This window comes from Pseudomonas sp. MD195_PC81_125, assembly GCF_014060985.1.
Lineage (GTDB): Bacteria > Pseudomonadota > Gammaproteobacteria > Pseudomonadales > Pseudomonadaceae > Aquipseudomonas > Aquipseudomonas parakoreensis.
On sequence record NZ_JABULD010000341.1, the window covers coordinates 24,792 to 49,132 of the forward strand.

General features: G+C 61.3%; 20 protein-coding genes and 2 pseudogenes. 14 read left to right on the forward strand and 8 right to left on the reverse strand.

From position 1 onward, the window contains the following. Positions 1-111: 111 nt before the first annotated feature. Positions 112-2,337, reverse strand: a complete 2,226-nt coding sequence (gene ppk1 / locus HT737_RS14155; RefSeq protein WP_123585821.1) for a polyphosphate kinase 1 — start codon at positions 2,335-2,337, stop codon at positions 112-114. A gap of 18 nt (positions 2,338-2,355) precedes the next feature. Next, complete coding sequence (gene hemB / locus HT737_RS14160) at positions 2,356-3,369, reverse strand: porphobilinogen synthase (RefSeq protein WP_047297234.1); 1,014 nt, start codon at positions 3,367-3,369, stop codon at positions 2,356-2,358. Between the two features lie 207 nt (positions 3,370-3,576). Here hemB and HT737_RS14165 point away from each other — a divergent pair, with 207 nt between their 5' ends. After that, positions 3,577-4,224 (forward strand): DedA family protein, encoded by a 648-nt coding sequence (locus HT737_RS14165; RefSeq protein WP_095668047.1) that lies wholly within the window; start codon positions 3,577-3,579, stop codon positions 4,222-4,224. Here the strand turns inward: HT737_RS14165 and HT737_RS14170 are convergent. Further along, positions 4,205-5,442: pseudogene (locus HT737_RS14170) on the reverse strand (sterol desaturase family protein). The gene HT737_RS14165 and the pseudogene HT737_RS14170 sit on opposite strands and share 20 nt — an antisense overlap. A 114-nt stretch (positions 5,443-5,556) precedes the next feature. Between HT737_RS14170 and elbB the strand changes: the two are divergent. Continuing rightward, positions 5,557-6,225 carry an isoprenoid biosynthesis glyoxalase ElbB gene (gene elbB / locus HT737_RS14175; RefSeq protein ID WP_131670674.1) on the forward strand — a complete coding sequence of 223 codons (669 nt, stop codon included), beginning with the start codon at positions 5,557-5,559 and terminating at the stop codon, positions 6,223-6,225. Between the two features lie 138 nt (positions 6,226-6,363). Here the strand turns inward: elbB and HT737_RS14180 are convergent, their stop codons facing one another. Together HT737_RS14180 and HT737_RS14185 are read right to left on the reverse strand one after the other, a co-directional pair. Continuing rightward, on the reverse strand, positions 6,364-6,819 hold the full coding sequence (locus HT737_RS14180; RefSeq protein ID WP_047297238.1) for a YaiI/YqxD family protein: 456 nt from the start codon (positions 6,817-6,819) through the stop codon (positions 6,364-6,366). A 108-nt stretch (positions 6,820-6,927) separates the two neighbouring features. Further along, positions 6,928-8,823 (reverse strand): FTR1 family protein, encoded by a 1,896-nt coding sequence (locus HT737_RS14185; RefSeq protein ID WP_182402950.1) that lies wholly within the window; start codon positions 8,821-8,823, stop codon positions 6,928-6,930. 188 nt (positions 8,824-9,011) lie between these two features. Here HT737_RS14185 and HT737_RS14190 point away from each other — a divergent pair, with 188 nt between their 5' ends. From HT737_RS14190 to HT737_RS14210, 5 genes are all read left to right on the forward strand, one after another. Continuing rightward, positions 9,012-10,403, forward strand: a complete 1,392-nt coding sequence (locus tag HT737_RS14190; protein ID WP_182402952.1) for a COG3014 family protein — start codon at positions 9,012-9,014, stop codon at positions 10,401-10,403. 214 nt (positions 10,404-10,617) lie between these two features. Continuing rightward, positions 10,618-12,012: a COG3014 family protein gene (locus HT737_RS14195; protein WP_182402953.1), complete on the forward strand. Its 1,395-nt coding sequence runs from the start codon at positions 10,618-10,620 to the stop codon at positions 12,010-12,012. 15 nt (positions 12,013-12,027) lie between these two features. After that, positions 12,028-12,402 (forward strand): YcfL family protein, encoded by a 375-nt coding sequence (locus tag HT737_RS14200; protein ID WP_095668042.1) that lies wholly within the window; start codon positions 12,028-12,030, stop codon positions 12,400-12,402. A 36-nt stretch (positions 12,403-12,438) separates the two neighbouring features. Beyond that, positions 12,439-13,026 (forward strand): penicillin-binding protein activator LpoB, encoded by a 588-nt coding sequence (gene lpoB / locus HT737_RS14205; RefSeq protein ID WP_095668041.1) that lies wholly within the window; start codon positions 12,439-12,441, stop codon positions 13,024-13,026. Positions 13,027-13,029: 3 nt separating this feature from the next. Continuing rightward, positions 13,030-13,773 (forward strand): penicillin-binding protein activator LpoB, encoded by a 744-nt coding sequence (locus HT737_RS14210; protein ID WP_182402955.1) that lies wholly within the window; start codon positions 13,030-13,032, stop codon positions 13,771-13,773. A 218-nt stretch (positions 13,774-13,991) separates the two neighbouring features. Here the strand turns inward: HT737_RS14210 and rhtB are convergent, their stop codons facing one another. From rhtB to rlmF, 3 genes are all read right to left on the reverse strand, one after another. Beyond that, positions 13,992-14,624: a homoserine/homoserine lactone efflux protein gene (rhtB, locus tag HT737_RS14215; protein ID WP_041072021.1), complete on the reverse strand. Its 633-nt coding sequence runs from the start codon at positions 14,622-14,624 to the stop codon at positions 13,992-13,994. A 141-nt stretch (positions 14,625-14,765) separates the two neighbouring features. Then, complete coding sequence (locus HT737_RS14220; protein WP_182402958.1) at positions 14,766-15,962, reverse strand: AAA family ATPase; 1,197 nt, start codon at positions 15,960-15,962, stop codon at positions 14,766-14,768. Positions 15,963-16,074: 112 nt separating this feature from the next. Beyond that, positions 16,075-17,094 carry a 23S rRNA (adenine(1618)-N(6))-methyltransferase RlmF gene (gene rlmF / locus HT737_RS14225; RefSeq protein ID WP_182402960.1) on the reverse strand — a complete coding sequence of 340 codons (1,020 nt, stop codon included), beginning with the start codon at positions 17,092-17,094 and terminating at the stop codon, positions 16,075-16,077. A gap of 358 nt (positions 17,095-17,452) precedes the next feature. Here rlmF and HT737_RS14230 point away from each other — a divergent pair, with 358 nt between their 5' ends. From HT737_RS14230 to HT737_RS14260, 7 genes and pseudogenes are all read left to right on the forward strand, one after another. Next, entirely contained in the window at positions 17,453-18,244 is a 792-nt protein-coding gene (locus HT737_RS14230; RefSeq protein ID WP_182402962.1) for a hypothetical protein, read from the forward strand. 10 nt (positions 18,245-18,254) lie between these two features. Continuing rightward, entirely contained in the window at positions 18,255-19,706 is a 1,452-nt protein-coding gene (locus HT737_RS14235) for a DUF1254 domain-containing protein (RefSeq protein WP_121185258.1), read from the forward strand. A 13-nt stretch (positions 19,707-19,719) separates the two neighbouring features. Continuing rightward, the gene (locus HT737_RS14240; protein WP_182402964.1) at positions 19,720-21,123 is read left to right on the forward strand and encodes a DUF1254 domain-containing protein; all 1,404 of its coding nucleotides are present in this window, start codon (positions 19,720-19,722) and stop codon (positions 21,121-21,123) included. Between the two features lie 12 nt (positions 21,124-21,135). Further along, a complete protein-coding gene (locus HT737_RS14245; protein ID WP_182402966.1) occupies positions 21,136-22,086 on the forward strand; it encodes a transporter in 951 nt (316 codons plus the stop codon). A 22-nt stretch (positions 22,087-22,108) separates the two neighbouring features. After that, positions 22,109-23,089, forward strand: coding sequence for a MoxR family ATPase (locus HT737_RS14250; protein ID WP_121185252.1), 981 nt, complete (start codon positions 22,109-22,111; stop codon positions 23,087-23,089). Beyond that, entirely contained in the window at positions 23,086-24,021 is a 936-nt protein-coding gene (locus tag HT737_RS14255) for a DUF58 domain-containing protein (RefSeq protein WP_121185250.1), read from the forward strand. The genes HT737_RS14250 and HT737_RS14255 overlap by 4 nt, the downstream gene beginning before the upstream one ends. Then, a pseudogene (locus tag HT737_RS14260) lies at positions 24,018-24,299 on the forward strand (DUF4381 family protein); the annotation flags it as partial. The gene HT737_RS14255 and the pseudogene HT737_RS14260, both read left to right, overlap by 4 nt. Positions 24,300-24,341: the final 42 nt, after the last annotated feature.

The window sequence follows — 24,341 nt, forward strand, 5'->3', positions numbered from 1 at the left end:
ACGGCAAGATCAAAAGATCGCACCTGCGGCGGCTCCTACACAGGTCGGTGTTTGGCGTACAAAAAAGGCGATCCCGAGGGATCGCCTTTTTATTTCACCTGAAACCGAGGCTTAGCTGCTCACCGGCAGAATCGGGCTGCCCAGCCGCTCCAGCAACGTCGCCTGCGCGCTGCGCGGGTTCTGGTTGCCGGTCGGCGTGTTGCGGATGTATCGACCATCCGACTGCAGGCTCCAGCTGTGGGTGTTGTCGGTCAGGTACAGCTCCAGCTCTTTCTTCACGCGAGTCAGCAGCTTCTTGCCTTCCACCGGGAAGCAAGTCTCGACGCGCTTGTCGAGGTTGCGCTCCATCCAGTCGGCACTGGAGAGGAACATCTGCTCCTCGCCGCCGTTGAGGAAGTAGAACACTCGAGTGTGTTCAAGGAAGCGACCGATGATCGAGCGCACATGGATGTTGTGCGAAACCCCGGCAATGCCCGGACGCAGGCAGCACATCCCGCGCACCACCAGATCGATGCGCACGCCGGACTGGCTGGCCTTGTACAGCGCGCGGATGATCTTCGGATCGGTCAGCGAGTTGAACTTGGCGATGATGTGCGCCGGTTTGCCTTCGACGGCGAACTGGGTTTCCCGGGCAATCATGTCGAGCATGCCCTTCTTCAAAGTGAACGGCGCATGCAGCAGCTTCTTCATGCGCAGCGTCTTGCCCATGCCGATCAACTGGCTGAACAGCTTGCCAACGTCTTCGCACAACGCGTCGTCGGAGGTCAGCAGGCTGTAGTCGGTGTACAGACGGGCGTTGCCGGCGTGGTAGTTACCGGTGCCGAGGTGCGCGTAACGCACGATTTCGCCGGCCTCGCGACGCAGGATCAGCATCATCTTGGCGTGGGTCTTGAAGCCGACCACGCCGTAAATCACTACCGCACCGGCCGCTTGCAGACGGCTGGCCAGTTGCAAGTTGGACTCTTCGTCGAAACGTGCGCGCAGTTCGATGACCGCCGTCACTTCCTTGCCGTTGCGCGCGGCGTCCACCAGCGCATCGACGATTTCCGAGTTGGCACCGGAGCGGTACAGGGTCTGGCGCACGGCCAAGACATGCGGGTCTTTCGCCGCCTGCCGCAGCAGGTCGACCACCGGGGTGAACGACTCGAACGGGTGCAGCAACAGGATGTCCTGCTTGCTGACGACACTGAAAATGTTCTCGCTGTTCTGCAGCAGTTTCGGGATCTGCGGGGTGAACGGCGTGTATTGCAGCTCCGGGTGACTGTCCAGACCGGTGATGCTGAACAGGCGCGTCAGGTTGACCGGGCCGTTGACCTGATACAGCTCGGTCTCGCTCAGGTTGAACTGCTTGAGCAGGTAATCCGAGAGGTGTTTCGGGCAGGTGTCGGCGACTTCCAGACGCACCGCATCACCGTAGCGCCGCGAGAACAGCTCGCCACGCAGGGCGCGCGCAAGGTCTTCGACGTCTTCGGAGTCGAGCGCCAGGTCAGCGTTTCGGGTCAGGCGGAACTGGTAGCAGCCCTTGACCTTCATGCCTTGGAACAGGTCATCGGCGTGGGCGTGGATCATCGACGACAGGAACACATAGTTGTCGCCCGGGCCGCCGACTTCTTCCGGAACCTTGATGATCCGAGGCAGCAGGCGCGGTGCCGGAATGATCGCCAGACCGGAATCGCGACCGAAAGCGTCGATACCTTCCAGTTCGACGATGAAGTTCAGACTCTTGTTTACCAGCAACGGGAATGGATGCGTCGGGTCGAGGCCGATCGGGGTGATGATCGGCGCGATCTCGTCGCGGAAGTAGCGGCGCACCCAGGTTTTGATCTTGGTCGTCCAGTGACGGCGACGGATGAAGCGCACCTGATGCTTTTCCAGCTCCGGCAGGAGGATGTCGTTAAGGATCGCGTACTGGCGATCAACGTGACCGTGCACCAGCTCGCTGATCCGCGCCAGCGCCTGATGCGGTTGCAGACCATCGGCACCGGCCTGTTCCCGGGCGAAGGTGATCTGCTTCTTCAGGCCGGCGACGCGGATTTCGAAGAACTCGTCGAGGTTGCTGGAGAAAATCAGCAGGAACTTCAGCCGCTCCAGCAACGGATAGGACTCATCCAGCGCCTGTTCCAGCACGCGGATGTTGAACTGCAGTTGCGAAAGCTCGCGGTGGATGTACAGGCTGCTGTCATCCAGCCCCGGGATCGCAATCACTGGCGCCGCCGCAACGGCTTCGGCGACCGGCGCGGGCGGCGCAGGTTCGAGTTCCGGCGGGGTTTCGGTGATTTGCTCCACCACCGGTTGAGCTTCTTTTACTGCAACTTCAGTGAGTCCTTCGGTATTCATCGAATGTTCCTGGGAGGGCTATTTCTGCTCTCGTAACAATTGAGCGGCGCGGACAGCAAAGTAAGTCAGGATGCCATCAGCGCCGGCACGTTTAAAGGCGGTCAGTGACTCGAGAATCACCGCCTCGCTCAACCAGCCATTCTGGATCGCCGCCATATGCATGGCGTATTCGCCGCTAACCTGATAGACGAAGGTCGGCACTTTGAAGGCATCTTTTACCCGGAAAAGAATGTCCAGGTACGGCATGCCGGGTTTGACCATGACCATGTCCGCGCCTTCAGACAAGTCGGCGCCGACTTCGTGCAACGCTTCATCGCTGTTGGCCGGGTCCATCTGATACGAGGCTTTGTTGGCCTTGCCCAGATTCGCTGCCGACCCCACGGCATCGCGGAACGGCCCGTAATAGGCGCTGGCGTACTTGGCCGAGTAGGCCATGATCCGCACATTGACGTGGCCGGCGATCTCCAGCGCTTCGCGGATCGCCTGAATCCGACCGTCCATCATGTCTGACGGTGCCACGACCTGAGCGCCGGCTTCGGCGTGGGACAGCGCCTGCTTGACCAGTGCGTCGACCGTGATGTCGTTCTGCACGTAGCCATCTTCGTCGAGAATGCCGTCCTGCCCATGGGTGGTGAACGGATCGAGGGCGACGTCAGTGATCACTCCCAGCTCGGGAAACCGCTCACGCAACGCACGAGTGGCGCGCTGGGCAATGCCCTGAGGGTTCCAGGCTTCGGCGGCATCGAGGGATTTCAATTCGACAGGCGTAACCGGGAACAGCGCCAGCGCCGGAATGCCCAGTTCGACCCATTTCGCCGCTTCTTCCAGCAGCAGATCGATGGTCAGGCGCTCGACACCGGGCATCGAGGCCACGGCTTCGCGACGGTTCTCACCGTCAAGCACGAACACCGGCAGGATCAGGTCATCGACCGTCAGCACGTTTTCCCGTACCAGCCGACGCGAAAAATCATCGCGACGGTTGCGGCGCAAACGGGTAGCGGGGAACAAACGGTTGGCAGGGGTAAAGCTCACGGCAGACTCCTGAGCCCGCGCATACGGGCGAGCGTGACAGTTATAGACGGCCATTATGACGAACAGATTACAGTTGTGCGTACCCCGTGACATGTAGCCGCATTCCATTGTTAGCGTAGGAATTGTTCACGTCGAGACACATTTCGACACTTTCCTGAATGTGTCCGAAGGGTTAGGCTGCGCGTTCATTTCGCCAGCACCCAGACAATGCTCCAACAATTTCTGCATGACTTCGGCTACTTTGCCCTGTTTCTCGGCACGTTCTTCGAAGGCGAAACCATTCTGGTGCTCGCAGGCTTCCTCGCGTTCCGTGGATACATGGACATCAACCTGGTGGTGGTCGTGGCGTTCTTCGGCAGCTATGCCGGCGATCAGCTGTGGTACTTCCTGGGGCGCAAGCACGGGCGTAAATTGCTCGCGCGCAAGCCGCGCTGGCAGATGATGGGCGACCGCGCGCTGGAACATATCCGCAAGCATCCGGACATCTGGGTTCTGAGCTTCCGCTTCGTTTACGGCCTGCGCACGGTGATGCCGGTGGCGATCGGCCTGTCGGGTTATCCGCCGGGACGCTACCTGCTGCTCAACGGCATCGGCGCAGCGATCTGGGCCACCGCCCTGGCAGCCGCCGCTTACCATTTCGGCGCGGTGCTCGAAGGCATGCTCGGCAGCATCAAAAAGTACGAGTTGTGGGTACTCGGCGCGCTGCTGGTGTTGGGTGTCGGCCTGTGGCTGCGTCGCCGCTTCAAGAATGCGCGCCTGGCCAAGCAGGTTTACGCCGATGAACAAGCCGCAAAAGCCGCACTGCTTCAGGCAGAACAGTCAAAACCCGCCGAGCCTAAGACGCCAGCCGAGTAACACGCTGGCGACAGCCATACAGCCCGATGCCACTGAGCAGGCTGTAACCGAGCAGACCAGCCCAGGCCAACGGGCTGGCCGGCCATAGCCCGAGCAGCGGCGCCAGCCACACCAGCGGCACATTCGACCCCAGCCGCAGCAGCTCGACCCGCAACGCCCACGGGCGATTCTCCAGCATCACCCCCAGCACGAACAAACCCCACGCTACTACACCCCACCCCAGTAGCAGCGCGGGCGGTCGACAGATGTTGCGCCCGCCCCCATCAGGTCACTGCCCAGCGCGATATAGACGCAGAACTGCAGCGCCACATACCACTGGCGACGGCTGTCGAGCGGCACCTCGTACTTGCGGAAGCGGCTCAAGTCGGGTTTGGTCAGCGGGTACTTCGCCGCCACATCCGCCGGACGCCAGCCAGTGCGCATGAACCAGATCCGCAGCTTGTCCCAAAGGCTTTCGGTGCGGCGTGCGTCGTCCCACAACTGCACATAGAACTGCACATTGGCCCACAGCGGATTCCAGCTCGCCAGCGGCGTGGTCACACCGAAAATCACCGGCTCGTTGTCGTCCTCTTCCTGAAACGTACCGAACAACCGATCCCAAAGAATGAACACCCCGCCGTAGTTGCGATCCATGTAGAGAGCGTTCTGTGCATGGTGGGCCCGATGATTGGATGGCGTGACAAAGAACCACTCGAACCAGCCGAGCTTGGGAATGTGCCGGGTGTGAACCCAGAACTGATACAGCAGATTCATCGCCGCGACGCTGACGAATACCAGCAGCGGCACGCCAAGCACGGCCATCGGCAGGTAGAAGATCCAGCCCAGCACAAATCCGGTACTGGTCTGGCGCAACGCCGTGGAGAGGTTGTACTCCTCGCTCTGGTGATGCACCGAATGCGCGGCCCAGAGGATGTTGCGCTCGTGGCCCAGGCGATGCAGCCAGTAGTAGCAGAAGTCATAGAAGACAAAGGCCAGCACCCAGACCCAGAGACTGTCTGCCGGCAACCTGAGCAGCGCCAGGTGTTCCAAGGCAAACGCATACGTGAGCAGCCCGACACCCTTGCCCAGCAGCCCGGTAGTGGTCGACAACACCCCGGCGCTGAGGCTGTTGACCGAGTCGGCGAGGCGATAGTGTCGGGTCCCGCGCCAGCGATCGGCAAGCAGTTCGGCGGCAATCAGCACGAAGAAAAACGGCACTGCATACAGAATGAAGTCCATGGCGCGCCCCGGTCGGATTCTATGGACAGATCCTAGGTCTAGCCGCCCTTTTCCCCTATGGCAACGTACGACAATTTAGTGGACATTTAGCGCCATGAATCTGGAGAGAAACCCATGAGCAAAAAAGTTGCAGTGATCCTGTCCGGCAGCGGCGTGTACGACGGCGCCGAGATCCACGAGAGCGTCATCACCCTGTTGCGCCTGGATCAACGCGGCGCGCAGGTGCAGTGCTTCGCGCCGAACATCGCGCAATTGCATGTGATCAATCACCTGACCGGTGAAGAAATGCCCGAAACGCGCAACGTCCTGGTGGAATCGGCGCGCATTGCCCGCGGCAACATCAAGGACATCCGTGAGGCCGACGTCGAAGACTTCGACGCGCTGATCGTGCCCGGCGGCTTTGGCGCCGCGAAGAACCTCTCGAACTTCGCCATCGAAGGTGCCGGCTGCACGGTACAGCCTGAGGTGCTGGCCTTGACTGAAGCGTTTGCCGAAGCGGGCAAACCGGTGGGTCTGATGTGCATCTCGCCGGCACTGGCGGCGAAAATCTACGGCCCGGGCGTAACCTGCACCATCGGCAACGATGCCGATACCGCCACCGCGATGAACAAGATGGGCGCCACCCACGAAGACTGTGCGGTGAGCGAGATCATCGAAGACAAGGCGCGCAAACTGGTGACGACCCCGGCCTACATGCTGGCGCAGAACATCAGTGAGGCGGCTTCGGGGATCAACAAGCTGGTCGACCGGGTGCTCGAACTGACGCACGAGAACGATGTTTGATGCGACCTTTCTGAAGGGTTTTCGTGGTGAGGGGATTTATCCCCGATGGCTGCGCAGCAGCCCTTTGCATCTTGAAGCATTGGGCCTGCTGTGCAGGCCATCGGGGATAAATCCCCTCACCACAGGAATACGGTTGAATCAGGACTGACGTGCAAGGCGCGTGAGGATCCTGTCCAGTGCATTGGCAAACGCCTGTTTCTCACGCTCGCCGAACGGTGCCGGGCCGCCGCTGATCTGCCCCTGCTCACGCAGGTCGGTGAACAGGTTGCGCACGGCCAGGCGCTCGCCCATGTTCTGCGCGTCGAACTCCTTGCCGCGCGGGTCCAGCGCTGCCACACCTTTCTTCACCAGGCGATCGGCCAGCGGGATATCGCTGCAGATCACCAGCTCACCGGGCACCGCGTGTTCGACCAGGTAATCGTCCGCCGCATCCGGGCCGCTGGGCACCACGATCAGTTTGACGATGGCCAGCCCCGGCTTGATCTGCGGTTGCCCCGCCACCAGCACCACTTCGAACCGGCGCTTGAGGGCGAACTTCACCACCAGCTCCTTGGCGGCCCGCGGGCAGGCGTCGGCATCGATCCATACGCGCATCATTTTTTCCTCTTCTAAAAGCATCGCGGGCAAGCCGCGCAGCCACAAGGTTAACGCTAAACCTGTGGGAGCGTGGCTTGCCCGCGAATGTGAGCGCAGCGAATGCTCTTAAGCAATCACCCGCTTCTTCTCAACCATCCGGCTGCGCCCATACAACACGACAATCGCCAGAATCGCCACGGCCTGCGCCGATAGCGAATAAGCGTCGGCATGAATCCCCAGCCAGTCGAAATCGAAGAACGCCACCGGCCGTGTGCCGAAGATCCCGGCTTCCTGCAACGCCTTCACGCCATGCCCGGCGAACACCACCGACAACGCGCAGAGCAGACCGGCGTTGATGCTGAAGAACAGCGCCAGCGGCAGTTTCGCCGAGCCACGCAGGATCACCCAGGCCAGACCGATCAGCAGCACCAGCGCCGTCGCACCACCGGCCAGCACCGCATCATGCCCGGCGGGACCGGCCTGCAGCCACAGCGTTTCGTAGAACAGGATCACTTCGAACAACTCGCGATACACCGAGAAAAACGCGAGGATCGCGAAGCCGAAACGCCCGCCGCCGCCCACCAGACTCTGTTTGATGTAGTCCTGCCAGGCTGCAGCGTGGCGCCGGTCGTGCATCCACACACCGAGCCACAGCACCATGACGCTGGCGAACAGCGCCGTCGCGCCTTCGAGCAGTTCACGCTGCGAGCCGCTGACGTCGATCACATACGCCGCCAGCGCCCAGGTACCCAGACCGGCGAGCAGCGCCAGGCCCCAGCCGACGTTGACGCTGCGCACCGCCGATTGCTGGCCGGTATTGCGCAGGAACGCGAGGATCGCCGCCAGCACCAGAATCGCTTCGAGGCCTTCGCGCAGCAGAATCAGCAAACCGGAGATGTAGCTCAGCGACCAGCTCAGGCCATCGCTGCCGAGCAGCTCGGCAGACGCTTTGAGCTTGCCCTTGGCCGCGGCCAGGCGCTCTTCGGCCTGCGCCACCGGCAGACCGTCCTGCAACGACTGACGGTAGGCCATCAGCGATTTTTCGGTGTCCTTGCGTACGTTGGCGTCGACGTTATCCAGCGAACTTTCGACCAGTTCGAAACCTTCCAGATACGCCGCCACCGACAGGTCATAGGCCTGATCACGATCACCGGCGCGGTACGCCGCCAGGCTTTTGTCCAGCGTCGCGGCAGTGTAGTCGAGCAATTGCGCCGGGCCGCGTTTGACCTGCGGTGGTTGGGCGCGCTGGGCACGGAAGGTCGCGGCGACTGGCGCACCTTCGGCAGCCTGTACTTCGGCCGGCGTCTGGCGTGCCAGATCAGCGATATTGAAGGTCTTGTCGGACTTGGCGGCGGCCGGGTCGGCGCTGAAACCGGCGATGTAGGTCGCCAGGTCCCAGCGCTGACGGTCGTCCAGTTGATCGGCGAACGCCGGCATGTCGGTGCCTTCGACACCTTGGCCGAGGGTGCTGTAGATCGCGTACAGGCTCAGGTGATCCATCCGCGCGGCATCGCGCAGGTTGGCCGGTGGCGGCGCCATGCCGAGACCTGCCGGACCGTCACCGGCCCCGTTGGCACCGTGACAAACCGAGCAGTTTTGCGCATACAGCGGCGCGCCACGGGTCGGATCCGGCGTGATGATCGGCGCCTGGCTGACCTCATACGCCACCGCCAGTTTCGCCCCCAATTGCCGGGCCTGACGGGCGACATCGGCACCGTCCTGCTTTGCCGTGATAGCCGCATGCAGAGCTTCGACGCCCTGCTCCAGCGCAGCCTTCTCCGGTTTGGCCGGCAGACCGCCGATCAGTCCTTGCAGCACTTGGGTGAATTCCAGCTGCTCGCGGTATTCGCCGTCGTCGACGACCTTGCCCGCTTCGACCGTCGGCGGGTAGTCGGCGCTGATGTAATCGAGCAGGTGCAGCGCTTGCGGGGCGCCATCCACCGTGTCGGCCAGCAGGTTGAAGCTGCTCAGGGCGCACAACGGGAACACCAGCCAGGCCAGAAATCGGGACGCGGCAGTCATGAATGAGTCTCAAATGGAAATGCGAAGTTACATATTGTTCACTTCGAACGCTTTTCACTCAAGCGTTGTCGACGTACGCCACCTGGGACGGGTGCCATGAACCTGCGAAAACGGAAGAATCACTTGGCCACTACCGCTCTATACTGCGCCACCTCATTGCATTTGCCGCTCAAGGACGAACCCTCTTCATGCGCCATAGCTTGCTGCTACCCCTGTTGATCGCCACCGTTGTGCAACTGAACGGTTGCGGTGCGTATCGGAATTACGATCTGGAGCTGCAACAGACCACCGCGCCGCTCAAAAACGGCAACATCGAAGGTGCCCTGTCGGTGATCGAAGCGAACAATCCGGATCCGGAAAAAGACCTGCTCTACTACTTCGAAAAAGGCGCCGTACTCAGTGCCGGCGGCGATTTTGCGCAAAGCCAGACCACTTGGCGCAGCGCCGAACAGATGATTATCGAACGCCAGGACACAATCCAGACCACTGGCGACAAGTTGCTTGCTGCAATGGGCGATCACTGGGGCAGCATCATCAACGACAAGCTGCGCCGCTACGATGGCTACGACTATGAAAAGGTCATGCTGACCACGCAAATGGCCCTCAATCAGTTGGCGCTAAATGACTTCGATGGCGCTCGCGCCGACATCAAGAAAACCCACGAGCGCGAAGCGCTGATCGCTCGGCAACGGGAGCTGGAATACGAAAAAATCGAGGAAGCAGCCAAGGCCCAGGGCGCACGTGTGCATTACAGGGATCTGCAGGGCTACCCGGTGGTAATGCTCGAATCGCCTGCGGTGATTGCCCTGAAAAACGGTTACCAAAGTGCATTCAGTCACTATCTCGCGGGCTTCACTTATGAAGCGCTGGGTGAAAAGGATCTTGCCGCACCCGGATATCGTCAGGCCATTGAACTGCGCCCGGACGTAGCCTTTTTTCAACAGGCACTGCGCGACCTCGACAGCCCCGGACTCAAGGCCGATGAAAGCGACGTGCTGATCATTGTGCAAAGCGGGCTGGCACCTGCCCGCAGTTCGGTACGCGTGCCGTACCCGGTGAAGCTGGCAGACGGGCAAGTCATCGTCGCCAACATTTCGTTTCCAGTGATGGTGCCGGACACCTCAACCCCGCCGCTTACCCAAGTGAGTATCGATGGTCGCCAGAAAAAACTGATCACGGTCAACAGCATCACCGAAATGTCCTTGCGCACGCTGCGTGACGACATGCCCGGGATTATCCAGCGCACGACCTATCGGGCATTCCTCGCCGCAGATGTTCAAGGCACGGACAATCGACGCAACCCGAGCAAGGCGTCCTACGTGACCCACTGGGACAATTTCGAACACGCCGACACCCGCACCTGGCGCACCCTGCCTGACCTGACGCAGGTTGTGCGCCTGCGCCTGAAAAAGGGCGAGCATCTGATCAGCCTGTCGAATATTGCGGCACCGCTGAAGATCCGTATCGACCAGCACCGGCAGATGATCGGCCTGCGCGTGCTCGGTGGACAGATTTACGCCAACGGCAGCGCTTTTCAGTCCCGCATCTCAGTGGAAAATCGAGTATCCAGCCTGAAATAAGTAATGGCACCAAACTAACAAGTGCAATTAAAAAGCTATTACATGGCCAGCATCGCCCGCTTATAATGCCGCGCCCTCGCTATAGCGACGCGGCATAAAAGCTCCTCTGGTTATGAGGAATTGGCAGGAGGCCAGCGCCACTGTCGATGGGTCACACCAGCCCGACCAGCACCGGCGGCTGATGCAGTTACTAGCTCAGGGAAGAAGTACCCCCATGGCATTGCGCACTCCCACCTTGATCGCGCTCAGCGCTGTCACTCTGCTGTCCGGCTGTTCGGCGTTTCGCAACTACGATTCGGAACTGGCCCAGACCAACCAGCAACTGGCCACCGGCAACGTCGATGCCGCACTGAGCCTGCTGGAAAAGAACAACACCGGCCCCGACAAAGATCTGCTCTATTACTTCGAGAAAGGTGAGTTGCTGCGCGCCAAGGGTGACCTGTCCGGCAGCCAGAGCGCCTGGACCAGCGCCGACCAGGTGGTCGGTCAGTGGGAGGATTCGGTCAAGCTCGACTCCGGCAAATACCTGGCCCAGTTCGGCAGCTTCATCGTCAACGACAAGGTCCGTCGCTACGAAGGTTACGACTACGAGAAAGTCATGCTGACCACGCAGATGGCCCTCAACCTGCTGGCCGTCAACGACTTCGAAGGCGCCCGCACCGCGATCAAGAAAACCCACGAACGTGAAGCGGTGATCGCCGACCTGCGCGACAAGGAATACCTCAAGAGTGAGGAAGAGGCCGAAAAAGAAGGGATCAAGACTCAGTACAAGGATCTGCAAGGCTACCCGGTCGCCAGCCTCGACGCGCCGGAAGTGGTCAGCCTGAAAAACAGCTACCAGAGTGCGTTCAGCCATTACCTGGCCGGTTTCGTCTACGAAGCCCTGGGCGAGAAAGACCTGGCTGCACCGGGCTACCGCAAGGCGGCCGAACTGCGCCCGAACACCCCGCTGCTGGAGCAGGCGCTGGTCAACCTCGACAAGCCGAGCAAATCCGACGACAGCGACATCCTGATCGTGGTGCAAAGCGGTCTGGCACCTTCGCGCGATTCGATCCGCGTGCCGCTGCCATTGCCGATCTCCAACAATGTGGTGATCACTCCACTGTCGTTCCCGATCATCAAGCCGGACACCTCCACCGCACCGCTTGCGCAGATCGGTGTCGATGGCCAGCAAGTCAACCTGACGGCCCTCAACAGCACCACCGCCATGTCCCGCCGCGCCCTGCGCGATGACATGCCGGGGATCATTGTGCGCACCACCGTGCGCGCAATCACCAAAGGCGTGGCACAGAAGAAGATCAACGAAACCAATCCGCTGGCCGGTCTGGCCGTGGGTATCTCTTCAGCCGTGCTGGAAGGTGCCGATACCCGTACGTGGCGCACCCTGCCGGACAACACCCAGGTGGTACGTCTGCGCTTGAAGAAAGGCGAGCATCAAGTCAGCCTGCCGAGCGCCGTCGGCGGTTCGCTGGTCAAGGTCACCGTCGATCAGCGTTATCAAGTGATCAGCCTGCGAGCGGTGGGCAACCAGGTATTTGCCGGTGGCGTCGCCGCCCACGTCATCCCGAGCGCCGGCGCGACCAACGTCGCCAGCCTCAAACAACCTTAAGAACGGAGTCTTTGCATGCGCTTGAAACTCATCGCCGTTGCCGCCCTCGCCGTCCTGGCCAGCGGCTGCGCCACCCCGCCACCGCCGGAGCCGGGCAGCGCCGCGAGCAAGGTCGTGGCCATGGGCCCGCAGAAACACATCGCGGTCGGCGCCATGCGCGTCGCCCGCGAGAACGGCTTCATGACCGTCAATGTGCAGTTGACCAACACCCTCAACAGCAACAAGACGTTCTACTACCGCTTCGCCTGGCTCGGTGCGGAAGGCTTTCCGGTCGCCGAGGAAGAAGTCTGGAAAAGCCAGATGATGTACGGCGCTCAGACCAGCTTCATCCAGGGCATCGCCCCGACCCCGAAAGCCGTGGACTTCCGTCTCGAACTCAAGACGCCTTAAGCCCGCCAACCTATTCCTGTATTAGAGAGCATCCCCATGTTTGTACGCTTTTCCCTGATCGCTGTCCTCGCCCTGCTGGCCTCCGGTTGCGCCAACACCTCGCCGACCCTGGGTAGCAAGAACATCAGCTACGGCGACACCAAAGCGGTTGAAACCGTGACCAACGAATTCGGTTCGACCGACCTGCAGATGATCGCCGAATCGATGACCCGCTCCCTGGCCCAGTCCGGCATTCTGCAGGGCCGCCCGGTGGTGCAGGTCTACGACGTGAAGAACAAGACCAGCGAGTACATCGATACCCGCGAAATCACCACCAGCATCAAGACTCAGTTGATGAAATCCGGCACCGCCCGCTTCGCCAGCGACAACACCGCGATGCAGAGCCAGGTCGATCAGCTCAAGCTGCAAAACCAGAGCGGTCTGTACAAGAAGAGCACCGTGGCCAAGACCGGCAACATGATCGCCGCCAAGTACCGTCTGGAAGGCTCGATCAGCTCGATCGTCAAGCGCAGCAGCGACTACAAGGACGTCTTCTACAAATTCAGCCTGCAACTGATCGACGTCGAAAGCGGTCTGGCCGAGTGGATGGACGAAAAAGAGATCCGCAAAACCACGGAGCGTTAATTGATGCGCGCATGGATTGGCATGATGGCCCTGGCTTGCGCGCTCAGCGTGCAAGCGGCCCCGAAAGTCGCGGTAACGGATCTGGCGTATCAGGAACGCGTGGAGCAGTACATCCACATCGTTTCGGCGCAGAGCAATTACCGCGAGGGTTACTACAGCGCCAGTGGTTCGTCGAACTACAACGAGCTGGAAGCGACCACCAGCTACATCGAACAGGGTGAACTGCGTAAATTCACTGGCGACATCAAGGGCGAGATCCTGCGCACCGGGATGTTCCAGCTGGTGCAGGGCACGCCGTATACCGCGTCGTCCAAGGGTGACGTCTATGACGTGATCAAGCGGATCAAGGCCGGCAGCTTCAAAGGCGCCGACTACGTGCTGTTCGGCACCGTATCCGACATCGACTTCACCCAGGACATGAACGAGCTGGCGCACACCGACAGCTATTCGGCGGTGCTGGGTCTGACGCTGGTGGCGGATTTCAGCCTGATCAACACCAAGACCTACGAGATCACCTCGGCCTTCACGGCGATGGGCGAAGCGCAGGACACCAAACTGGTGAACGGCCGCGACATCAAGATCTCGCTGAACCGCCCGCGGGTGGTGCGTGAAGTGTCGAAAGCCCTGGGCGAAGACGTCGCCGGGCAACTGAGCATGCAGCTCGGTGGCGGCGGTTACGAGCAGCCGCGCGAGGCACAGCAGCGCAACAACCTGCCCCGTGATACGGCGCCGGTGATTTTGCACTGACCGGCTGAGTGAACAACTCTGTAGTGAGGGGATTCATCCCCGATGGCTCGCGAAGCGAGCCCCTCTTGATCTTGAAAGAAGGGGCTGCTACGCAGCCCATCGGGGATAAATCCCCTCACCACAAAAGCTCCCTCACCACAGTTGGGTGTAACCCAGATGTATCGTCAGAGACGAAAAAGGCGACCTCAAGAGGTCGCCTTTTTTTCTGGCCGAAGCTTTTAGACCGCCGCTTTACGCAACGTCGCCATAAACGCCGCCGCACCAATGAACAGCCCGGCAAACGTGCGATTCATGCGTTTCTGCTGCTTCGGCGTGCGCAACAGACGCAGCACCTTGGACGCCAGGCCCGTGTAGCCAGCCATGACAACCAGATCCACGCAGATCATGGTCACGCCGATCACCAGGTACTGCATCAGCAGCGGTGCATGGGGATTGATGAACTGCGGCAGCACCGCCAGCATGAACACCAGCGCCTTGGGGTTACTGATGTTGACCAGGAAGCCGCGAAACACCAGCGCCAGCGGTTTGCCGATCGGCCGGACTGCTGCGTCATCGCTCATGTCCATGGGCAGCGCACGCCATTGCTTGACCGCCAGATAGACCAGATAGGCCACACCGAACCATTTGATCGCATAGAACGCGGTGGCCGAAGCAGTGAGAATCGCGCCGACCCCAGCGCCGACAATCGCAATCTGTACCGCCAGACCCACTTGCAGGCCCAGCGCGTTCCAGTAACCGCGCCAGAAACCGTATTGCAGGCCGCTGGACATCGACGCAATGGCGCCAGCACCCGGGGACAGACTGATCACCCAGCAGGCGGCAAAGAATGCCAGCCATGTTTGAAGCTCCATCGCACACCTCGACTCTGAATCGTGACAGACGTCAAAGCTAATGCGGTTTGGGCCTAAAAGCAAAAGATCGCAGCCTGCGGCAGCTCCTGCATTGAAGTGCGATCTCTGTAGGAGCTGCCGCAGGCTGCGATCTTTTCGCTTTCAATCCGGCCAGTTCCACGCCGGCTCATCCAATACCCGCTGCCCGACAATTCCGGTCTGGCCGAAGGTTTTCTCCAGCACGATGCAGTTGCACTCCGGATCCTCCTGCAACGCCGAAATCAACCGCCGTGCATGGGACACCACCCACACCTGACACTGTTCCGACGCGCGAATGATCAAGCGCGCCAGCGCCGGCAAAAGATCCGGGTGCAGACTGGTTTCCGGTTCGTTGAGCACCATCAATGACGGTGGTCTTGGCGTCAGCAATGCGGCAATCAGCAACAGATAACGCAACGTCCCGTCCGACAGCTCCGCCGCCGACAAGGGTCGCAGCAACCCCTCCTGGAAAAACTCGATGGCAAAGCGTCCGCCGGCCAGCGGTGCGATGTTCAGCCGTGCGCCGGGAAACGCATCGCTGATCGCCACCTGCAAGGCCTCGGGGTCGCCGATTTCATTGATGGTCTGCAACGCGGCTGCCAGATCGCGACCGTCGTGGTGCAGCACCGGCGTGCGCGTGCCCAGTTGCGGCTGGCGCACCGGGGCGTCGGCGTCGCTGCGAAAGTGATCGTAGAAGCGCCAGCGGCGGATGAACTCGCGCATCTGGAACACTTCAGGCGAACTGCGCAGGCTGCCGATCTGGTCGAACAGGCTGTCGAAGTTCGGCGTGTGTTGCGCCAGCACGTCCCAGCTGCGGGCTTCGCGGGCGCGGATCATCGCACCGTTGCGATCCACCAGCAGGCTGGCCGGTCGATAGAGCGGGCCGGCCCAGATGCATTCGCGCTTGATCTGCGGATCGAGGCTGAAACGCGAGGGGCTGGGATGAGTGTCTCCCGGCAACATGAAGTGGCCGTTGGAGTCGGGCAGGCCGAGGCTGATGGAGTAGCTGAAATCCTCTCCGGCAAACCCCAGGCGCAGCCGTTTGACGCCCTGACGCACGGTCGGCTCGATCGCCACTTCGCCGTTGCGCATGCGCCGGCTGATGGTTTCCGGCCCGGCCCAGAATGTCGAGTCCAGCCCGCCCTCGCGGGCCAGCGCATTGACCACGCCACCTTGAGCGGTCTCCGCCAGCAGGCGCAAGGCGCGGTAGAGATTGGACTTGCCGCTGCCGTTGGGGCCGGTGATCAGGTTCAGCCGGCCCAGCGGAATCACCAGTTTGTTGATCGAGCGGTAATTGGCCACCGCGAGGGTCTTGAGCATGAAAATCCTTCTCTTGAGGCGACCATTGTAGGAGCTGCCGCAGGTGCGATCTTTTTGATCTTTTTWTCAAGCAGGATCAAAAAGATCGCAGCGTGCCGCAGCTCCTACAGAATCAGCGAACCCAGCGCTCGCGACGCCAGATCTGCTGCTCGGACTTGGTCTGGAAGGTCCACGCCACGAAGCGGCTCTGTTTCTGCCCCTGCGACATCTCCACCACCTGGCTTTCCAGCACGCCGGCCTTTTTCAGGGCGGTTTCGATGGCCGGAAGGTTCGAGGCTTTCGAGACCAGGGTGCTGAACCACAGCACCTTGTGCTGGTAGTTCGCGCTCTCGGCGATCAGTTGCGTCACGAAACGCGCTTCACCGCCTTCACACCACAGCTCGGCAGACTGACCACCGAAGTTCAGCACCGGCAGTTTGCGTTTCGGATCAGCCTTGCCCAGTGCGCGCCATTTGCGCTCGCTGCCCTTGGTTGCCTCTTCCATCGAGGCGTGGAACGGCGGGTTGCACATGGTCAGGTCAAAGCGCTCGCCCGGCTCCAGCAAGCCAATCAGGATGTGCTTGCGGTTCTCCTGCTGGCGCAGCTGGATCACCTTGTTCAGCCCGTTGGACTGGACGATGGCTCGGGCGGCAGCCACGGCGGTCGGGTCGATTTCCGAACCGAGGAAGTGCCAGCGGTATTCGCTGTTGCCGATCAGCGGATAAACGCAGTTGGCGCCCATGCCGATGTCCAGCACGTTGACGATCGCACCGCGCGGCACCTTGCCGTCGTTCATGCTGGCCAGCAGGTCGGCGAGGAAATGCACGTAATCGGCACGGCCCGGCACCGGTGGGCAGAGGTAATCGGCCGGGATGTCCCAATGCTCGATGCCATAAAACGCCTTGAGCAGCGCCCGGTTGAACACGCGCACCGCGTCGGGGCTGGCGAAGTCGATGCTTTCCTTGCCATACGGGTTGGTGATCACGAACTTCGCCAGTTCCGGCGTGGTCTTGATCAACGCCGGGAAGTCGTAGCGGCCCTGATGGCGATTGCGCGGGTGCAGGCTGGCCTTTTCACGCGGCTCGACGGCTTTGGCCGGGGTCGCGACATCAGGCTTGTTGCGCGCAGGTTTGGGTGTGCGGGGGGCGTTCATGGGTGTGATCGATTCGGGTATGGCTGAAAGTGGCGGGTATTGTCCCACATTGATGAGTCATGCGCCGAACGCATGTGGGAGCTGCCGAAGGCTGCGATCTTTTGATCTTGTTTTAAAAAAATCAAAGTCAAAAGATCGCAGCCTGCGGCAGCTCCTACAGGGGCGTAAAAATTCAGCGCCCACCTTTAGTGTGACTCTGTAGACAAAACCAAAGAATTAATCCCTTCGACTGGCTAACTCCCCATTAGCTGCTAGCGTCATTCAGACGTGTCCTACAGGCTTGATAAGAAAGGAAATACGTCCAACGGCCGGGAAGCGCCGGGACGTCCATGCAGTAGCCACCAGGGAAACGGGGATCATGTCGAAGAAAATGGGGAGTCGCGCCTTGCTGCTGGCAAGTTGGCTGGCGCCTGTGGTGTGTGCCTTGGCGAATAACGCCGAAGAGGCCAACAAAAGCAACAACCCGCTGAACCTGGCGCCCGGCGCCAACCTGCAGGATTACTACACGCCGAAGCTGTTCGACAGCAACCTGCACACCAACGACGCTCTGCTGCGCGGCACTTTGCCGATTGCGCCCAACGATTTCATCGGCGTACCGCAACTGCTCCGCGCAACGATGCCGATCAGCACCCGACCCGATCCGCACGGCGGCTACAGCACCGGCATCGGCGATCTCAATCTGTTCGACATCTTCCTGCTCAAGACCGACGGCGTGCAGTTGGGCATCGGCCCGCAAATCACCGCACCGACCGCTGCCGAAGATGAGCTGGGCACCGGCAAGTGGCAGGCCGGCCTCTCGGCGGTGGCGATTGATTCGTCGCCGCGTGGCCTGCTCGGAGCGCTGGTGCAGTACCAGAGTTCGTTCGCCGGCGACCACGACCGTGCACACGTCGAAAGCGCAACCCTGCAGCCCTTCATCATCCGCAACCTCGACAAGGGCTGGTACCTGCGCTCCACCGGCATCTGGACGTTCGACCTGAAGAACAACACCCACTACATCCCGATCGGCCTGGGTGCGGGCAAGGTCTGGAAGTCCGGCAGCAACATTCTCAACGCCTTCCTCGAACCGCAGTGGACCGTCGAACGCAAAGGCGATGGTGTGCCGCAGTTCACCCTGTTCGCGGGGATCAACGTGACATTCGGAAAATAAGGACATGGCCATGCACATCGCTTTACGCGCCGCCGGTTTCAGCCTGATGACCCTGTTCGCCAGCTGCGGCGTCGGTGCTCAGGATCTGGACACCCGTATCGGCAAGATCGCCATGGAAGGCGAACTGCCGGCCCATGAGTCGATTGCCAGACTCTACGCCGAGCTGGATTTCCAGCAGGCGACCCAGAGTTACCTGTGGGCCTTGCCACTGGTGTCCTACGCGCAGTGGCAGGAAGAATTTCGCGACAAGCTCGGCGCGCGCAGCGGCGACTTGCTGGTGCTCAACAGCTACGAAGACAAGCTCGGCGTGATCACCGCCAACGCCACCACGCCGTACATTCTCGGTTTCGTCGACCTGAGCGAAACCGGGCCGCTGGTGATTGAACTGCCACCGGGACCGACCGCCGGCGGCATTGGCGATTTCTGGCAGCGGGCAATCATCGACATGGGCCAGACCGGCCCGGACAAAGGCCAGGGCGGCAAATACCTGGTGCTGCCACCGGGCGCGGAGCCACCGGCCGATGCCGACAAGTATTACCTGGCCAAATCGGAAACCATGAACGTACTGGTGGGCTTCCGTGTGCTGGATCCGGATCCGGCCAAGGGCAAGGCACTGGTCGAAAAATTCAAGATGTACCCGTACGCCAAACGTGCCGAGCCGAGCAAGACCCGCCTGCTGTCGCCTGACGGTAAAAAGTGGTCGGGTACCCAGCCACGCGGCATCGCTTACTGGCAGCGGCTGCACCAGATCATCCAGAAAGAACCGGTCAATGAACGTGATCGCTTCTACATGGCGATGCTCGCCAGTCTCGGCATCGAGAAGGACAAACCCTTCAACCCCAACACTCAGCAGCGCCAGGCTCTGGAGTCCGGCGCGCAGGTCGGTGAGCTGATCGCCAAGGCCAACACGTTTGCCAAGCGCTTTCCTGACGCGCAGTACTGGCCCGACCGGCATTGGGACACGGTGCTGAACATTGCCGAACCGTCGCAACGCGTGGCCTATTACGACCAGTTGTGGGAACGCAGCGCCTGGTTCTATGAAGCGGTAACCAACACCAAAGGCATGGTCTCCAAAACCCCGGGCCTCGGCCAGACCTACCTCGGTGCCTACACCGATGCCAAGGGTGACTGGCTCGACGGCGGCAAGACCTATCGCCTGCATGTCGGTGCCAACCCGCCGGCCAAGCAGTTCTGGTCGATGACCGTGTACGACATCGACAGCCGTTGCCTGATCGACAATCCACAGCGCAAGGCCGATCTGTCTTCGCGTCAGGATCTGAAGAAAAACCCCGATGGCTCGGTGGACCTGTACTTCGGCCCGAGTGCGCCCAAAGGCTTCGAAAACAACTGGGTGCAAACTGTGCCCGGCAAGCACTGGTTCAGCTATTTCCGCCTGTACGCGCCAACCGAAGCCTATTTCGACAAGAGCTGGAAACTTGACGACATCACGGTCGTGCAATGAATAAGGACGCCGCATGAACGCACGCAATCTATGGCTGGCCGCTCTGACCCTCGCCCTGAGCAGCAGCGCCTGGGCCGATTTCAGCGCCAGCCCCGAAGAAGCCCGAAGCATCGCCAAGGACGCCTACTTGTATGGCTTCCCGGTAGTGGAAATGTACAAGACCCTGTACACCCAGGCCGTGGACCGCAAGAGCCCGAACTTCAAGGCACCGTTCAACCAGATCGGCAACACCGCCAAGGCCTTCACCGCCAAGGACACCGCGTTCGTCACACCGAACGCCGACACGCCCTACTCGTTTGTCTGGATGGACCTGCGCAGCGAGCCATTGATCCTGACCTTGCCGCCGATCGAAGAGCACCGTTACTACTCGGTGCAACTGATCGACGCCTACACGCAGAACTTCGCTTACCTGGGCACCCGCAGCACCGGCAACAACGGTGGTCATTTCATGATCGCCGGGCCTGACTGGCAGGGTCAGCAACCGATCAACATCGACCGCCTGGTGCGCAGCGAAAGCAACATTGCCTACGCGCTGTACCGCACGCAGCTGTTCGACGAAAAAGATCTGGGCAAGGTCAAGCAGATCCAGAAAGGCTACAAGGTCGAGCCGCTGAGCAAATACGTGAAACAGAAAGCTCCGGCGCCGGCACCGAAAGTCAGTTGGCCGAAACCGACGCCGACCATGAGCGAAACCCCGGATCTGTTCCGCTACCTGAACTTCATGCTCGCCTTCACCCCGCCGCAGGACGTTGAAAAAGACCTGCTCGCACGCTTTGCCAAAATCGGCATCGGTGCCGGTCAGCCATTCGACCTGAAACAGCTCAGCCCAGAGCAACGCAAGGCTCTCGAAGACGGCATCAGTGACGCCAAGGCTGAATTCGCCGCGTTCAAGAAAGACAAGGTCGACACGCACGAACTCAGCAGCGGTGACCTGTTCGGCACCCGCGATCACCTCAAGGGCAATTACCTGTATCGCTACGCCGGCGCCAACATGGGCATCTTCGGCAACTCTGCCGAAGAGGCGAACTACATCGGTTATTTCGTCGACAAGGACGGCCAACCGGCCGACGCGGCGAAACACGACTACACCCTGCATTTCGACAAGGGCGCCCTGCCCCCGGCCGACGCCTTCTGGTCGCTGACCCTGTATGACGGCAAGAGCAAATTGCTGGTGGCCAACCCGCTCAATCGCTACCTGATCAACTCGCGAATGCTGCCCGACTTGAAGCGCGATGCCGACGGCGGCCTGACCCTCTACGTGCAGCACAAAAATCCCGGCAAGGACAAGCAGGCCAACTGGCTGCCGGCACCGGACGGGCCGTTCTACGGTGTGTTGCGCCTGTACCTGCCGAAACCGGAAGTGGCCAGCGGCGAGTGGAAGATGCCGCAGCTCGACCCGGTCAACTCAAAACAATAAACGGAGCCAGTGATGGTCAAGCCTTACGTTGTGCGTCCGCTGCTGGCGCTGTGCATGATCGGCAGTCCTCAACTCTATGCAGCCGAAGGGGGCGTAGGCCGGCCAATCACCGGGCAACAGGTGTATTCCAACGCCGGGATCATCCCGCCCGAACCGGGCTGGGTGGTCTCGGTGACCAGCATCTGGTACGACGGATCGCTCAAGGGCAGTCGCGGCGCGCCGATTTCCGGTGAAGTCAGTGCCGGGATCGACATGAAAGTCTCCTACACCATGACCAACCTGACGCACATCTGGGACACCGGCAAAGGCCCATGGAACTTCGCCTCGGCAATCGGCATACCGCTGCAATACACCGACATCGACGCGGCCATCACCGGCCCGCGCGGGCGCACCCTCGGCACCAGCGATTCCGGCACCCAGTTCGCCGACGCGCTGGTCACCCCGATTGCCGCCGGCTACCACTTCGACGAGCTGAACCACATCGCGTTGTCCCTGCCGATCTATGTGCCGACCGGCGCCTACAACGACAATCGCCTGGCCAACCCGGGCCAGAACAACTACACGTTCATGCCCACCGTGGCCTTCACCCATCTGGACGGCAAGGGGGGCGAGTTCACCCTGTCCAGTGGCCTGGAGTTCTATACCGAAAACACCGCCACCGATTACCGCAACGGCAACATCTTCACCCTCGAAGCCCTGTGGACTCACGGCTTCGGCAGTGGCTGGAGCGCAGGCCTCGCGGCCGGTTATGTCCAGCAAGTCACCGACGACAAGGGCCAGACCGCCGACAGCCTCAATGGCTTCCGTGGCCGCTCCGTCGGCGCCGGGCCGGTGGTGGTCTGGACTGGCAAATTCGCAGACGCCCAGGCCAGCTTCAGTGCGCGCTGGGTGCCGGAGTTCGACACCAAGAACCGCCCTGAAGGTAACGGCATTGCCGCCAACATGACCCTGGCGTTTTTCTAGACCGGCCACCAAGGACTGTCCCATGACCGCACTCACCGACCTCAACGCCCTGCAAGCAAGCATCGCCGAAGCCGTGCTCGGCCAGGATCAAGTCATTCGGCAGCTCCTTCTCGGCCTGCTCGCCAACGGGCATTTGCTGCTGGAAAGTCTGCCAGGGCTGGCCAAGACGCGCACGGTCAAGGCGCTGGCCACCCATCTGGACGCGAAGATGAGCCGCATCCAGTTCACCCCCGACTTGCTGCCCTCGGACATCACCGGTGCCGAAGTGCTGCACCAGGTCGCCGGGCAGAACGAGATCCGCTTCCAGCCCGGCCCGCTGTTCGGCAATCTGATCCTCGCCGACGAGATCAACCGCGCCCCGGCCAAGGTGCAGGCGGCGCTGCTGGAGGCCATGGAAGAACGGCAGATTACCGTGGCCGGCACCAGCCACGTGCTGCCGGAGCTGTTCATTGTGGTCGCCACACAAAACCCGATCGAGCAGGAAGGCACTTATCCGTTGCCGGAAGCGCAGATGGACCGGTTCCTGATGAAGGTGTTGCTGGATTACCCCAGCGCCGATAACGAAAGCCAGGTGCTGCGCCTGTTGCGCGCCGAAGAGTTTGCCCAGGGTGCGAACACCGCGCCGGGCAAGGGCTTCACATTGCCGCAGGAGGTGATCTTCGCTGCGCGCAAGGAGGTCAGCGCGGTGCACGTATCACCGGCCATCGACCGCTACCTGATCGACCTGATCAACGCCACTCGCCACCCGGCCAATTACGACGAAGACCTCGGACGCTGGATCAGCATTGGCGCCAGTCCCCGTGGCGGCATCGGCCTGGATCGTTGCGCGCGGGCCGACGCGTGGTTGCAGGGCCAGGATTTCGTCTCGCCGGATAACGTGCGCGCGGTGGTGCATCCGGTGCTGCGTCACCGCCTGCAATTGAGCTACGACGCAGTCGCGGATGGCGTGACAGCCGATCAGGTGCTCGACCGGTTGCTGGATAAAGTGGCGATTCCGGCATGAACACGGAGGGACTGGTCTACGTCTCTCTGGCGCAATTGATGGCGCTGGAGTTCAAGGCCCGTGACCTGAGTTTTCTGGCGCGCCAGCCCCAGGGCAGCATTCTTGCTGGCAACCATGCCTCGCGCTTGCGTGGCCGTGGCTTGAACTTCGATGAGCTGCGCCGCTACCAGCCCGGTGATGATTTACGTCACCTCGACTGGCGCGCTTCGCTGCGCACCGGCAAACCGGTGGTACGCACTTTTACTGAAGAGCGCGATCGCCCGGCGCTGATCGTGGTCGATCAGCGCATGTCGATGTTCTTCGGCTCGCAACGCAGTTTCAAATCGGCCCTCGCCGCTGAACTCGGCGCACTGGCGGCGTGGATAGTGTTCAACGCCGGTGACCGGGTCGGCGGTCTGGTGTTCAACGATCAACGCATCGACAGCATCGCACCGCTACGCAGCCGCAAACGGGTCGAAGCCTTGCTCAGCTGCGTGGTGCAACAGAATCAGGCGCTGAACGCCGCCAACCCCGACGCCGAGGACGAAGACCAACTGGACAAGGCCTTGCAGCGTTGCCTGGTGCTGGCCGGTCACGACCATTTGATCTGCATCGTCAGCGACTTCGCCGGGGCGGGTGAACGTACCTTGCAATTGATGCGGCAACTGCGCGCGCACAACGACGTGATCGCCCTGCAAGTCTACGACCCGCTGGCTCTGAAGTTGCCGAGTGATGGCCGGCTGCTGATCACACAGGGCCAATTGCAGGTGGAACTGGCTGTCGATAAGCGCAGCGTGCATCAGCCATTGGGTGATTATCTCGGTGGCCGCCTTAAGGACGTCGCCACCCTGCTGCGCCGCAGTCAGGTGCCGCTGATGATGTTCAGCACCGCCGAAGAGGCCCACGCGCAATTGCGCGCCGAGCTTGGCAAGTCTGCCGGCCCACGGCGATGAACCCGAATATCCCCGACATCAGCCAGCTCAAGGAGCTGAGCCTGCCGGCGCCGGTGAGTTATGCGCCGCAGACCTGGGGCTGGTGGCTGTTACTGGCGCTGTTGGTTGTGCTGGCACTGGTGGTTGGCGTGCGGCGCTATTGGCAATGGCGACGGGATCGATATCGGCGCGAAGCGTTGGTGCGGCTGGCACAGCTGCGTGAGCGCAGTGATGATCTGAATGCCCTGCGCGAACTGCCCGAGTTGCTCAAGCGCGTGGCCCTTTCGATGCCCCCTGAAACACCGCCCTGTAGGAGCTGCCGAAGGCTGCGAATCTTTTGA

Bases quoted from the DNA above. Each gene is read 5' to 3' on its own strand.
- elbB (WP_131670674.1), top strand. From the start codon at position 5,557: ATGAGCAAAAAAGTTGCAGTGATCCTGTCCGGCAGCGGCGTGTACGAC.
- rlmF (WP_182402960.1), bottom strand. From the start codon at position 17,094: ATGAACGCCCCCCGCACACCCAAACCTGCGCGCAACAAGCCTGATGTC.
- HT737_RS14245 (WP_182402966.1), top strand. From the start codon at position 21,136: ATGGTCAAGCCTTACGTTGTGCGTCCGCTGCTGGCGCTGTGCATGATC.
- HT737_RS14165 (WP_095668047.1), top strand. From the start codon at position 3,577: ATGCTCCAACAATTTCTGCATGACTTCGGCTACTTTGCCCTGTTTCTC.
- HT737_RS14220 (WP_182402958.1), bottom strand. From the start codon at position 15,962: ATGCTCAAGACCCTCGCGGTGGCCAATTACCGCTCGATCAACAAACTG.
- rhtB (WP_041072021.1), bottom strand. From the start codon at position 14,624: ATGGAGCTTCAAACATGGCTGGCATTCTTTGCCGCCTGCTGGGTGATC.
- HT737_RS14250 (WP_121185252.1), top strand. From the start codon at position 22,109: ATGACCGCACTCACCGACCTCAACGCCCTGCAAGCAAGCATCGCCGAA.
- lpoB (WP_095668041.1), top strand. From the start codon at position 12,439: ATGTTTGTACGCTTTTCCCTGATCGCTGTCCTCGCCCTGCTGGCCTCC.
- HT737_RS14230 (WP_182402962.1), top strand. From the start codon at position 17,453: ATGTCGAAGAAAATGGGGAGTCGCGCCTTGCTGCTGGCAAGTTGGCTG.
- HT737_RS14185 (WP_182402950.1), bottom strand. From the start codon at position 8,823: ATGACTGCCGCGTCCCGATTTCTGGCCTGGCTGGTGTTCCCGTTGTGC.
- HT737_RS14240 (WP_182402964.1), top strand. From the start codon at position 19,720: ATGAACGCACGCAATCTATGGCTGGCCGCTCTGACCCTCGCCCTGAGC.
- HT737_RS14200 (WP_095668042.1), top strand. From the start codon at position 12,028: ATGCGCTTGAAACTCATCGCCGTTGCCGCCCTCGCCGTCCTGGCCAGC.
- HT737_RS14180 (WP_047297238.1), bottom strand. From the start codon at position 6,819: ATGCGCGTATGGATCGATGCCGACGCCTGCCCGCGGGCCGCCAAGGAG.
- HT737_RS14255 (WP_121185250.1), top strand. From the start codon at position 23,086: ATGAACACGGAGGGACTGGTCTACGTCTCTCTGGCGCAATTGATGGCG.
- HT737_RS14235 (WP_121185258.1), top strand. From the start codon at position 18,255: ATGCACATCGCTTTACGCGCCGCCGGTTTCAGCCTGATGACCCTGTTC.
- HT737_RS14195 (WP_182402953.1), top strand. From the start codon at position 10,618: ATGGCATTGCGCACTCCCACCTTGATCGCGCTCAGCGCTGTCACTCTG.
- HT737_RS14210 (WP_182402955.1), top strand. From the start codon at position 13,030: ATGCGCGCATGGATTGGCATGATGGCCCTGGCTTGCGCGCTCAGCGTG.
- ppk1 (WP_123585821.1), bottom strand. From the start codon at position 2,337: ATGAATACCGAAGGACTCACTGAAGTTGCAGTAAAAGAAGCTCAACCG.
- HT737_RS14190 (WP_182402952.1), top strand. From the start codon at position 9,012: ATGCGCCATAGCTTGCTGCTACCCCTGTTGATCGCCACCGTTGTGCAA.